Here is a 12,536-nt window from a genome sequence, read left to right on the forward strand (position 1 = left end):
CCGGAGAGACCTGGCACTTCACCGCCTGGCATCGCGACGTATTGAAAAGATTCGTGACGTCGAACTTCACGGATGCTCTCGCGATCGAGTTCCTACCGTGACAGAGTGAGCCGAGATGGGTCACGCTCGGGGCGCTTCAGGTAGCTCAGCCCCGTGCCGCAGGATCCTCGAATTCTTCGTTGCTGAATCCGAGGATCCATGCTTCCCTGCGGTAAGTGCGTACTGATCTCGCCGTACGCATTCTTCGCACTTTTGCCTGCCTGACAACATGATTGGCCCAATGCAGGCTGCCCTATGTTCTACTCAGGGGGGCGCGGCCTTCCGCGTCGAGACAGTCGTACTTCCTGTGAACGGACAGCAGCGAACGTACGCGTTCGTGGCCGAGTTCAAGGGCCGCGTCGAGGTCTTCGATCTGACCGAGATGCTCTACACCGCTCCAGCCGGTGGCCATTGGGTGCCTTCCCATCCGGCTTGGGTGGCGCCCCCCTCCGGCTTCGACGCCCTGGACAACAACATTCGCGCCATCGCGGTCGATCCCCTCAGCGACGGCAAGGCGATGGTCTACGTGGGAGTGAGCCGCGTCGGAATCATGTCGATCCCCTTCGATCCCTCATCGACGACTGGATTCATGGACTCAGAGCGACACCTGATCAAGACGTCAGGGGAAGTCTGGGGACTGTCCATTCGCGATCATCCCAACCCCGCGCGGCGCACTCTCCTGTGTTCCGATGGATACGCGGGCCATCGCATCTACTCTCTGGGCTTGATTGAACACCAAGCCGCGTCAGGAACAGGACTATGAACATTCCATGGATGACGAAACGATCGCTCGGCTTCAGGTTGGCCTTGCTCGCAACTGGTGCCTCGACCCTCCAGCTTGCGCATGGCCAGGAGATCCTGCACGTGATCGATGGGCCGCGCGGTGCGAGCTACGACCAGCCATGGGCGGCCCCAGACGGGGACGGGGATGGAATCGATGACTTGCTGGTCGTGGGCTTCGGAAGTTCTTTCCGCGGTGCGTCGGGTAGCCTCTACTCCATGGCGACGGGGGCCGAGATCTGGTTCGAGCCTTTCGGAGAGTGGGCCACCAACGGCCTCCCCTGTCACAGCCAGCGCAGTAGCGTCATCGGGGACTACGACGGGGACGGGGATCCCGACCTCGCCGTGGGCTGTAGCGCCTTCAACACGGCCTTCCTGCCGAGCGAGGTGTTCATCGTGGACATGACCACGGGTGCGGAGGTAGGGCGCCTCCTCAGCCAGGACATCGAATTCGGAGATCTGCCCGGGCCCGCCGGCGATACGAACGGTGACGGCTACGCGGATATCCTCGTGGCCGACAGCACTGGACGGCAGAACCTGTACCTCGGGCCCCACGGTACCCTCGCCATGAGCTTCACCGGTCCGAGCGATCGCTTGATCTCCGGTTGGACCGTGGGCGACATCGATCTCGATGGTGGGGACGACTTCCTCATCGGGTGGGGGCAAAGCGGGATCGTGGATGTTCACTCGGGTCGTACCGGTGCTCTCATCGGCTCGCTCTGCGCCGTCCCGCAATTCGGTTGCGGTGGGCTCTACGGCGCCTTCGCGGTGCCGCTCGGTGACACGAATGCGGACGGAGTTTCGGACTTCGCAATCTCCGCTGGCAATGTCAATTTCCCACAAGGCATGGGGGGCGTTGGGGGCGTTCGCATCATCTCGGGAGCGGATCTGACGATCCTGCATTCGATCTACGGTCGACCCAAATCCGCCTCCACGTCCCTTGACAAGTTCGGCTCCACCATCGGCGGCGGCCACGACGTCAACGGCGACGGTGTCGCGGATCTCGCTGTGGCTTCCGTCAGTACTCGCGGTTCCTACGGATCCCTGGTCTCCGGGCGTACGGGGCAGATCCTCTATCAAGTGTTCTCGGACGGCGAGAGTGGGAGCCTGTCTCTCCCTCCCGTGGAGGCCGTCAGCAGCGCCCAGACGATCCCCGACATCAACGGGGACGGCTACGCCGAGTGGGTGGTGGGGAGCTACGGGGCGAACTACGGAGGCTTCGTTTCTGGTCGCTCGATCGTGCTGTCCGGCGGCCCCGGCGACGCGGAAGTGATCTGCGAGTCGACCCAGAACTCCAGCGGGCGACGGGCCGGGCTGGATTTCTACGGCGCGATCACGCCGTTCACGCGAGGGTCGGAGCTGCGCATTCGCCGTGCGGTCCCGGGCTCGGTCGCCGCGGTTCTTTTTGGTGTGGAGTCGGCACCGCAGATGATGGGTAGCGGGGTTCTCTGCATCGACCCGACGACGCTCCACCGCTATGCGGAGATCGTGCCCCTGGACGCAACGGGCCTCGGGATTCGCGCGGTGGACTGGGGTGACCCATCGATCCACTCGGGCCCGTCCCAGTGGGTCACGGGAGCGACCTGGACGATCCAGGCCATCTTCCGTGACCCCGGGTCGCCGTCCGGCTTCCAGACGACGGACGCACTCAGGGTTCAGTTCGGTGGATGATGATGAGGTGTGTAGATTGGCCTGATCAATCCACAGGCGGTATGCCGCTCGGCAAGTGTTCGTACCCTTCATGGGAAGAGGGCGCATGAGGGTTTCGTGTGGTTCTGCACCAGCCCCCCTGCGTCACGGTCATGAGAGCCGGCTCGGCAGGCGGTCGGGAGAGGCCCGCTGACTTCGAGACGTCGACGATCACCGAGGTCCCCGATCACGCCCATCGTCGAGCGGATCGGTGGGTAGTCTCGAGAGCTTCTCGAAGGCGTCGACAGCGGCTTCCAGTGTGGCGCGCTCCGTCGGGGAGAGGGCTTCGAGAAGCGATTCGAGCTGTGCGAGTCGAGCGCGTCGCGCCTTCTCGAGCAGGCGCTTGCCAGCGGCGGTCGCGCGCAGCTCGATCGAGCGACCATCGTCAGGGTCCGGGATACGGCGCACGAGGCCCCGACCTTCGAGTCCGCGCACGATCCGGCTCATGGTGGGGGCGCTGACCTGTTCCTCGGCCGCCAGTTGCCCCAGGGATCGCGCCCCTCCGAACACGAGCACCGACAGCGCGGAGAGCTTTGCGGGACCCACGCCGACCTCCAGATCGGTAGAGCGCAGTCGCCGGAGCAGATGGATCGCGGCAGAGTGCAGGCGCGTCGCCGTGGAGTCGTTCACGGCCTAGCCCGAATAATTCACGAGAGGGAGCCACCAGTGCGCCCAAACGGCGCTGTGGCAAGGAAGATTCGCGAACGGAGCGGAGGCGGGCCCGTAGGCCCGGTGAGCACCCTGTGAGTGAACCCGCGAAGCGGGCGAAGGCCGAAGGCCTTCGTCTGACGCAGCCGCAGCGTCGTTTGGGCGTGCTGGTGGTTTCATCTCGTGAATTGTTCGGGCCAGGAGTCTGGTGACCCGGCCCAGCCGAGGGAATGGACGACGCTCTCACCATGGACGATGGGGCGCCAATTGGTTAGCATGGCTAACCATTCAGGCTCCACTTGAATTCCTCCCAGGCATCTCATCCGCCCATGGTACACGACATCATCCAGGCCCTCGTCGCCGGCGATCCCTCCCGTTGCATGGTCTTGCTCGAGGAAGACCCGAGCGCCGCGACCGCGCGCGATGCGGGCGGCGTCGGGTTGCTCCTGCTCGCTCTCTATCACGGTCGCCGCGACGTGGCGGACCGAGTGCGCATGGCTCGCGCGGACCGAGCGCCCCTCGATCCCGCTGAAGCCGCGGCCGTCGGCGACGTCGAGCGTCTCTTGGCCCACCTGAAGTCGAATCCGGACGCCGCCGCCATGCGCACGTCCGACGGCTTCACACCGCTCCACCTCGCCAGCTTCTTCGGGCAAGTCGCCGCCGCCGAGCAGCTCATCAGGGCGGGCGCGGACCCCTGTGCGATCGCGGAGGACCCGAGCCGGGTGCAACCTCTCCACAGCGCGATCCCTGGCGGCCATACCGACGTCGTGAAGCTCCTGCTCCGGGCCGGCGCCGAACCGAATGCTCGGCAGGCCGGTGGCTGGACGGCGCTGATGGCCGCCACGAAGCGCGGTTCGACCGAGATCATCGAACATCTGCTGGCCGCGGGCGCCGACCCGAACCTCGCCGCCGACGACGGATCGACGGCCGAGAGCCTCGTGTGAAAGAAGGAGCACCCATCCGTTCGCCTCGCTCTGGATGCTCGATCGCAGCACCGGCCCGTTGAAGGAGCGGATCGCCGAGGGGGCGACCGGGCTCTGAATCGAATGGGCGCGCGCGCGAACTGCTCGCGGCCCTTGCGTCCGAGGAATACGGCTCCGTTGGAAAGACCTGGAACCTTGAAGCAGGGTTGCTTGCCGCCAGGGGAGTAGGCTTCTTCCATGGAACAGGAGCCAGTGGAGGGAGCCGAGCCCCGCGGCTCCGCGGGCCGGGTCGCGCGAGTCCTTTTCGGCCTGCTGCTGATCGGGGGCCTTGCGGGGCTCGGCTCCTCCTGGTGGATGGCGGGTCGCTTGAGCGCGCCGGCGCCCTCTTCGATCGTGGCGCCTCCCGCTGGACTCGAGGTCGAGGCGTTCACGGCGACGGACGCGCGGGGGCGCTCCGTTCGCGGATGGTGCGTGGCGGCCGAGGGCGTGGGCGCCGAGGCTCCCCGAGGTGTGGTGATCCTGCTTCACGGCATACGCGGGAACCGCACCGCGATGGTGAGACGCGCCCGCTTCCTTGCGCTGGCTGGCTACGCGTCGGTGCTCGTCGATCTGCATGCCCACGGCGAGTCCGATGGGGACCGAATCACGCTTGGCGATCAAGAGCGCTACAGCGTGGCGGCCGCCGTCGAGCACGCACGAGGACTCCATCCCTCGCTTCCCGTCGCCGTCATCGGCGTGTCGCTCGGCGGGGCAGCGGCGGTGCTCGGGTCGCCGCTCGGCGTGCAGGCCATGGTCCTCGAGTCGGTGTACCCGGATATCGAGAGCGCGATCGAGCACCGCGTCGGTGCGCGCCTGGGACGACTGGGGGCGCTGCCCGCGTGGCTCCTGCTGGCGCAGATCGAGCCACGCCTGGGGGTGGAGCCATCCGCGCTCCGGCCCGTCGATCGGGTGAGCGCGGTCGGCTGCCCGGTCTTGATCGCTTCCGGCACGGAGGATCCGCACACGCCACCGGAGGAGGCGGAGCGTCTCTTTCAGGCCGCGGTCGGGTCGAAGTCGCTGTGGCTAGTCGAGGGCGCGGCCCATGTCGACCTGCACGCGGCCGCGCCAGCGGAATACGAGCGACGGATTCTCGCCTTCTTTCAGGAAGCCATGCGTGGCACGGGCGACGACCGATAGCGGCGTGTCGTTACCTGGCGGCCTGGCTGCCTGGCGAAGGCGCGGTGTCCGGCTCCAGCCACCCTCCGGAGAATCCGGCACGCAGCAGTCCGTGAACGATCGGGTCGGATCTCTTCATCACGCTCCACAGGAGCTCTGAATCCCGGTTCTCAGCCATCAGCAGGATCAGACCCTGATCGATCCCGAGGTACTCCGGGTCGAACCAGCCGCCGGGCACGGTCAGGTTGAAGGCGTCCTTGAACCCGTACTGGCCCACCAGCGATTCGTGGTGCTCGACCCAGAGATGCTCGAGCGTCGACTCGCACAGCTCCGGCAAGAAGGGAAGCGATCCGGCGACGGCAGACGGGGAGAGCGTCCCGTCATCGACGATCCGAAGACCGGACGCGCCCCGGGCCGCGTAGCCCTTGAACTCGACCTTCTTTCCGGCGAGCCGCGTTGACGTTCCGTAGGGAGGTCCATCCGACGCGGTGAGACCCCATTGCCATTCTCCGTACCCGACGAAGCCGCCTGGGTTGCGTATCGCATGGTCCCGGTTGGCGAGCGTGGCGATCCTGGAGTTCTCGAAGTAGTCGCTCGATCGCTCGCGCATGAACTCGTCCTGGATGCCCCGGAAGTCGATGAACATGTGGCTGTACTGATGGCCGAACAGCGACTCGAAGTTGAGGTGCGGCTCGTAGAAGTCGAGCCACCGGTAGTTCTTGCACCAGCACGCCCAGGACTCGTCCGAGATGGGGTGCGTGGGGGATCCCATGGCGAGGATGAGCAGCACCATCGCCTCGCTGTAGCCCTCCCAGCGCGCCGGGATGAATCCTTTCTCCGGAAGCCAGCCCATGCTCATGAGACCATCGGCCTGCATCGCCCAGTCCCATTCCACGCGCTCGTAGAGCTCGCGTGCGCGCGTTCGGATATGGCACTCCGTCAGGTCGTCCTGGTCGAAGTAGCTGCCGACGGCGAGCACGCCCGTCATGAGAAGCGCCGTGTCGATCGTCGAGAGCTCGACCTTCTTGAAGCGGTCGCCCTCGCCCATCGTGAGGAAGTGGTAGTAGAATCCGCGGTACCCGGCGACGCCGGTCGTCGCGTCTCCCTGGGGATACGACCAGAGCGCGTCGAGCGTCATCAACACTCGACTCGCGGCCGCGGTCCGCTCGACGTGCCCGTTCTCGATTCCGACGAGGTAAGCGCTCAGACCGAAGCCCGTCGCGGCGATGCTGGAGAAGGGTTTGGAAGGAAATCGGTCGGGGATCTGTCCCGTGTCCGGGTGGGCGCAGTCCCAGAAGAAATCGAACGTCCGTTCCTTGAGTTCGGCGAGCGTGAAGGCGGGGACGTCGGGCTTCCCGTGCTCCCCTCCGGGCACCTGGAGTAGCGGAACCAGTACCGCGCATGCCGTGGCAAAGAAGTGCATCAGCCAATCCTGTCCGTCGGCTCTTGCGCGAAGAGTGGGGTTCGCATCATCGGGGCTGAACGTACCCGATCCTGGCGCACCCGGTCGATGGGTAGTCGCTCGATTTCGCCCCAGCGGATTCGGCGCCCATGCTCTACCGTGCAAAGGTGGCGGCACGCCGACTCCGTCCTGGCGGGACCTGCTCTTCGCCCTGGCCCTGGCTGCGTGCCCGATGCTCCGATTTCATTCTCGCTCAGTAGCAACCTCTTCGAACTCCATCATGCGATATCTCTCTTGCTGGCTCCTCGGCGCCGCCCTCGGCGGCGCCGCGTCCGCCCAGGTCCAGTTCTATCCGGGTCACATTCCGAACCCGACCGCGACCATCGACTTCGACAATCCCTTCGTCGCGAGCGGACCGATCGCGTCGAACTCGGCCGTCTTCACGGGCGCGGGGATCTCTTCCATCACCCCTGTCGGCGCCTGGATCACGGGGACGGATCTCATGACGATCGGCTCGAACGTGGATGGCCAGGGCTTGGTCGTGGCTGGCGGCGTCCTCGGCATTGCGGGACCTGGCCAGCCGCTGGACAACGCGGACATCGGCGATGGATTCGACATCGTGCTCACCACGGCCGTCGACCAGTTCGAGTTCACCTTCGTCGACCAGATCGGCATGACCTACGAGGTCGAGCTGTTCTCCGGTGCCACGTCCCTGGGCGTCGGGACCTTCTACTACCACAACGCGTTCCCTGCGCCTCCGCTCTTCTTCCGCGCGGGCGCACCCTTCGATCGTGTGCTCATCACGTTCCCGAACGGCTCGGGTGGCGTGGGCCTCGACTTCATCCAGCTCGGCGACGGCCCGCCGCCGCCGGCACTGCCGAACAACTGCGTCGAAACGACGTACGTCAACGACAACCAGGGTGACATCGGCGGGATGGTCTACTTCGACCTGACCACGACCCAGCAGGTCATGATCGAGGGGCTCTCGCTCAACACTTCGCAGCAGGGCACGCCGATCGGCCTCGAGGTCTACACGACCCCCGGCACCTACGTGGGCAACGAAAGCAATGCGGCGGCGTGGACGCTCGTGGCCGTCGACGACGGGACCTCGGTGGCCATGGGGACCGGCTTCAAGACGCCAGTGACCTTCGCGAGCCCGATCACGCTTCCGGCGGGTACCGTCGGCGTGGCGCTCGTCGGGCGAAACTCCGCGACCGGCGCGACGACCCGGCATGCCTACGTCGCCGGCAACGGCGCCAACCAGATCGCCACGAGCAACGATGGTCGCCTGACCATCAGCGCGGGCGCAGCAAGCAACGGGACGTTCGCCGGTACGGTGTTCTCTCCCCGGGTCTTCAACGGAACGATCTGCGCGGCGGGCGACCCGACGATCGGCACGCGCTACTGCAGCCCGGCCAACGTCAACTCGTCCGGCATGCCGGGGTCGATCACCGTCGCGGGCAGCTCGTCGGTGGCCATGAACGACGTCGAGCTTCGCGGAGACGACCTGCCGTCCTTCTCGTTCGGGTTCTTTCTGACCAGCACGACCCAGGGCTTCGTCGCCAACCCCGCCGGTAGCCAGGGCAACCTCTGCCTCGCCGGGGCCATCGGTCGATTCGTCGGTTCGGGCCAGATCCAGAACTCTGGTGTCGCGGGTACCATGGCCCTCGCGATCAACCTGAACCAGCACCCGACTCCCACCGGTCTCGTGGCGGTTCAGCCCGGTCAGACGTGGAACTATCAGCTCTGGTTCCGCGACTCGGTCGGCGGGACCGCTGTTTCGAACTTCACCGACGGCGTGTCGGTCATGTTCCAGTGAGTTGATCTTCGGCGGCCTTCCGACAGCGTGTTCGGGAGTCTGATCTCGATCCCAGGAGCGGAGCCTCCGGCCAGAAATGGCCGGGGGCTCCGCGCAGTTCAGGTGGCAGGCCTGCCTTTCATGGTCCCTTACGAAGAAGGCGGGTTCCTATTAGGCTGACCTGGTCTCTCCGCAGGTCCTCCAAAGGGCTCTCCTCGAACCACCCCGATTTCCATGAAGCTCACTTCCTCCGTTCTCGTCGCCTTCACACTGGCGGCGCCCGCCTTCTCCCAGGGAGCCGACGAGTGCACCGGCGCCACCACGCTGGTGTCCGGCGTCGCCGAGCCGTTCGTGACCAGCGGCCAGACGGCGAGCGCCGAGGCGTGGCTCTGCGTCGATCAGGCGCCTGACCTCTGGTACCAGTACACGACCGTCGGCGGTTCGGGGACCCTGCGCGTCGAGACCTGCGGCTCCACCTATGACACGGCGCTGGAGGTCTTCTCCGGTACGTGCGGATCCTTGACCCTACAGGACTGCAACGACGACGGCTGCGGTCGTCAGAGTGCCATCATCATCCCGCTGCCCCCCGGTGCCGGGGTGACCTACTACATCCGCGTCGGTGGATACGCCGGGGCCGTGGGGTCGGGGCAGATCCTTCTCATCGAGGGAGATGACCCCGACTGCGCGATGGCCGATGCACTCGAAGGGAGCGTCGACTGCGCTACGGCGACTCCGCTGGGCGACGGCACCTACGTCGGTCTCAACGTCGAGGAGGCCGACAACGACTACTACGCGGTGACGATCCCTGCGGGAGCGACGCTCTCGGTGGATCTCCGCTTCGTCGCCAGCATCTCCGACGTGGACCTGTTCCTCTGGGACCCGGCCGTCGCGTGCGATTCCAACGATCCGACCTCCACGGGGCTGGCCCTCGCGCAGAGCACGAGCACGACCGGCACCGAGAGCGTGGCCTACACGAACGCCTCGGGCGCACCGCTCGATGTGATCGTCGAGATCGACATGTACACCGGCGGCGGCTGCAACGACTACGACATGGACATCAGCGGCGTGGGGACCGTCGTGACGTCGATCGGTACCAGCTACTGCACCGCGAACGCCAACTCCACCGGGGCGGCGAGCGAGATCGGCGCCACAGGTTCGACCTCCGTCGCGGCCAATGACGTGACGCTCACGGCCACGGGTCTTCCCACCTTCGCGTTCGGCTTCTTCATCGTCTCCGACACGACGGGGTTCGCCGCGAACCCGGCCGGTAGCTCGGGCAACCTCTGCGTGGGAGGCGCGATCGGCCGCTACGTCGGGCCTGGGCAGATCATGTCGTCCCTCGGCACCGGCTCGATCACGCTGGGCGTGAACCTGGCGGCGATTCCGAGACCCACCGGAGCGGTCGCCACGGCTCCGGGCGACACGTGGAGCTTCCAGCTCTGGCACCGCGACAGCAGTCCCGCCGGCCCGACGTCGAACTTCACGAACGGAACGACGATCGTTTTCAACTGATCCCGGCGGCCTTCAGCAGGCATTTGCGGAGGCGCCGCCGCGCCTCCGCTTCGCTTCGGCCCTCGGCATCTGCGGCGAACGCTTCCGCCAGGGGCGCCACGCTCAGCGTGCCCGACTGGGTCACTGTGCCCTGGCGCTCGGCGTAGGTGACCCGACCCTTCTCCGCCACGCCGAAGCGCCAGGACTCGTTCTCGGCGAGCGTACTCCCATCGGTGGCGAAAACGCGGCCGGGGACTTCCTCACCGAAGAATGCGTGCAGCAGGGCCTCGATGCGCGCCCGGCTCCAGCGCGGCTGCCCGCCTCGACCGACATCCTGTCCGAGCAGCCTGCGCGCGGCGACGATCAGCTCGATCGGAAGTCGACCCCCGGGATCGCCGAGTTCGAGCTGCTTGAGCAGCTGGCTGTAGGATCGCTGCCAGTAGGTCTCGCGATCGTCGTCCGCCAGGACGGGGAGGAACCAGGCGTCGAAGGAGTCCATCTCTTCGAGCGTCCACAGGTTCGCCGCGGCGAGGAGGAGGTCCGGGGGAGCGCTACGATGCCGCGCCAGAACCTGGTCCAATCGCGCCAGCTTGTTCGGTTCCGACCAGACGGCCGCGACGGCGCCACGGGAACCCAGCCTCGCGATCCGCTCCCGTCGCTCCTCCAGGTTCGGCAAGTCGGGGAACCGCTCGGCGAGAAATGCGCTCTCTGCCGTGTAGACGCTGAAGGCCCAGAGCGACACACCGATGTGCTTCTTGAGCGCCTTCATGATCGGGTCGTCGTTGATCAGCACACTCCTGAGCCTCTCCGGAACCTCCATCACCCCGCCCGAAGCTTCTACGCGTGATCGTAGCCGCTCGAAGTCGCGCTCCCCGAGGAGTTCATCCTCCGGGCTCGTCAGCACGAACCGCGGCACACCGGGTTCGCCGAGCCAGCGCAGCGGATCCGCGGTCGAGAACGTCCGCAGGAACGGAGCGGCCAGCCAGACCGCGGGGTTCCAGAAGCGCGCGTAGCCATAGCGCTTCGCCACCGTTTGGGGCCTGACCGGCGCGATCGCGATGCATGCGGCCGGCCGGATGCCCCGCGCGAGCAGCGACGCCGCCGCGATCGTCCCGAGCGAGCAGCCGCGGACCAGCAGCCGATTCGAGTCACCGCCCACGAGACCCAGCGCATGATCCCAGATCGCGAGCGCGTCGTCTTCCAGGGCGCGCGGCGAGGGCTCACCGTCCGAAAGGCCCACGCCGCGGTAGTCCACCGCGAGCGAGGCGAAGCCGAGTTCCGCGAGGTCGTGGTACTGGCCTCGCGCGTGCAGATGGGAGGTCACGGACGCCGCCGACTCGGCGAAGTGAACGACCACCGGGGCTCCCGTGTCCGAGGGAACGAAGATCCCGCGGAGCGTTGGCGCTGGATCTCCGTCCCCGTCGAAGTGAACGACTTCGACGAGGCTGGAGTCCTTCGGATAGTCGCTCGTCTCCAGGGTCCAGCTATCGCTGTGCGCCCTGCCCACGACCGGCGGCGTGAAGCAGCCCGCGAGGAGTACGGCGGCTGCGCTGGCCTGGGCGAACACGCGGACCACCCGCTTCAGGATCGTGATTCTCTGGAGCGAGTCCATGCCCGGATCATAGCGCGAGGAGCGGCGGCGCCCGAATCCCTGCGGGTCCAGATCGACTCTGCGCTCCACGACTTGGCAAGATCTGGTGCCCACGAACCGAATCCGTTCTGTCCCTCCATCGAGAACATGGCCTCGAGAACATGATTGCGATCACCCGCGGCATCAGCGATGCCCTCGCCCGCTGTGAACTCACGCATCAGGACCGCGTCCCGATCGACCTGGAGCGAGCCCGCAAGCAGCACGCCGTCTACGAGAGCGCGCTGCGTGGTGCCGGCTACGTCGTGAAGTCGCTGCCCGCCTCGCCCGAGTTTCCCGACTGCGTGTTCGTCGAGGACGCCGCGATCGTGTTCGACGAGATCGCGGTGATGACCCGACCGGGCGCGAAGTCGCGGCGCGGCGAACTCGACGCGATCGCCGAGGTCCTGGCGGAATACCGGGCGCTCAGCAGCATCACGGAGCCAGGGACGCTCGACGGGGGCGATGTGCTCGTGCTGGGCAAGAGCGTCTACGTCGGGCTTTCGACGCGGAGCAATGCCAACGGCGTTCGCCAGCTCGGAGCGGTCCTGGAGCCGCTCGGCTACGTGGTCACGGGCGTGGAGGTCCGCGGCTGCCTGCACCTGAAGTCTGCGGCGACCGCGCTCGACGAGCGGCGGGCGCTCGTCAACCCCGCGATGATCGACGTGGCGCTACTGCGCGGTATCGAGTGCATCGAGGTCGATCCAGAGGAGCCGATGGCGGCCAATCTGGTGGCGCTTCCGATGGCGGACGAGCCCGGTACCGTCCTGCACGGCGCGGCCTACCCGAGGACGGGGGAGAGGCTGATCGGCGCGGGGCTCAACGTGGTCGAGGTGCCAGCGGACGAGCTGGCGAAGGCGGAAGGGGCGCTGAGCTGCTGCTCCATCCTGATCCACTGACTGCCAGGCGACCGGCTCGATCGCCCTTCCGCGCAGGCTCTTCCGCGCAGGCTCTCTCGAACACGCGAAAAGCGCGCGCCCACGG

Annotated in this window: 10 protein-coding genes; 7 read left to right on the forward strand and 3 right to left on the reverse strand. The window is 66.7% G+C overall.

Features of this window, described 5'->3' with window-relative positions; translation table 11 throughout:
• Nucleotides 1-376 precede the first annotated feature (376 nt).
• Nucleotides 377-802 (forward strand): hypothetical protein, encoded by a 426-nt coding sequence (locus Poly30_RS04050; protein WP_145194742.1) that lies wholly within the window; start codon nt 377-379, stop codon nt 800-802.
• A gap of 11 nt (nt 803-813) precedes the next feature.
• The gene (locus Poly30_RS04055) at nt 814-2,490 is read left to right on the forward strand and encodes a hypothetical protein (RefSeq protein WP_419190929.1); all 1,677 of its coding nucleotides are present in this window, start codon (nt 814-816) and stop codon (nt 2,488-2,490) included.
• A gap of 189 nt (nt 2,491-2,679) precedes the next feature.
• Here the strand turns inward: Poly30_RS04055 and Poly30_RS04060 are convergent, their stop codons facing one another.
• A complete protein-coding gene (locus tag Poly30_RS04060; protein WP_145194744.1) occupies nt 2,680-3,138 on the reverse strand; it encodes a MarR family winged helix-turn-helix transcriptional regulator in 459 nt (152 codons plus the stop codon).
• 347 nt (nt 3,139-3,485) lie between these two features.
• Between Poly30_RS04060 and Poly30_RS04065 the strand changes: the two genes are divergently transcribed.
• Both Poly30_RS04065 and Poly30_RS04070 read left to right on the forward strand, forming a co-directional pair.
• Nucleotides 3,486-4,100, forward strand: a complete 615-nt coding sequence (locus tag Poly30_RS04065) for an ankyrin repeat domain-containing protein (RefSeq protein WP_145194745.1) — start codon at nt 3,486-3,488, stop codon at nt 4,098-4,100.
• Nucleotides 4,101-4,316: 216 nt separating this feature from the next.
• Nucleotides 4,317-5,255 carry an alpha/beta hydrolase gene (locus Poly30_RS04070; protein ID WP_145194746.1) on the forward strand — a complete coding sequence of 313 codons (939 nt, stop codon included), beginning with the start codon at nt 4,317-4,319 and terminating at the stop codon, nt 5,253-5,255.
• A 10-nt stretch (nt 5,256-5,265) separates the two neighbouring features.
• Here Poly30_RS04070 and Poly30_RS04075 read toward each other — a convergent pair whose 3' ends face one another.
• A complete protein-coding gene (locus tag Poly30_RS04075) occupies nt 5,266-6,657 on the reverse strand; it encodes a glucoamylase family protein (protein ID WP_145194747.1) in 1,392 nt (463 codons plus the stop codon).
• Nucleotides 6,658-6,916: 259 nt separating this feature from the next.
• Here Poly30_RS04075 and Poly30_RS04080 point away from each other — a divergent pair, with 259 nt between their 5' ends.
• Nucleotides 6,917-8,455 (forward strand): hypothetical protein, encoded by a 1,539-nt coding sequence (locus Poly30_RS04080; RefSeq protein ID WP_145194748.1) that lies wholly within the window; start codon nt 6,917-6,919, stop codon nt 8,453-8,455.
• Between the two features lie 213 nt (nt 8,456-8,668).
• Nucleotides 8,669-9,946, forward strand: coding sequence for a hypothetical protein (locus tag Poly30_RS04085; protein ID WP_145194749.1), 1,278 nt, complete (start codon nt 8,669-8,671; stop codon nt 9,944-9,946).
• Here Poly30_RS04085 and Poly30_RS04090 read toward each other — a convergent pair.
• The gene (locus Poly30_RS04090; protein ID WP_145194750.1) at nt 9,939-11,537 is read right to left on the reverse strand and encodes an alpha/beta hydrolase family protein; all 1,599 of its coding nucleotides are present in this window, start codon (nt 11,535-11,537) and stop codon (nt 9,939-9,941) included. The two genes, Poly30_RS04085 and Poly30_RS04090, sit on opposite strands and share 8 nt — an antisense overlap.
• Before the next feature lie 140 nt (nt 11,538-11,677).
• Between Poly30_RS04090 and Poly30_RS04095 the strand changes: the two genes are divergently transcribed.
• Nucleotides 11,678-12,451 carry a dimethylarginine dimethylaminohydrolase family protein gene (locus Poly30_RS04095; protein WP_145194751.1) on the forward strand — a complete coding sequence of 258 codons (774 nt, stop codon included), beginning with the start codon at nt 11,678-11,680 and terminating at the stop codon, nt 12,449-12,451.
• The last annotated feature ends 85 nt before the right edge of the window (nt 12,452-12,536 follow it).

Source organism: Saltatorellus ferox (genome assembly GCA_007751475.1).
In the GTDB taxonomy this organism is placed as follows: Bacteria; Planctomycetota; UBA1135; order UBA1135.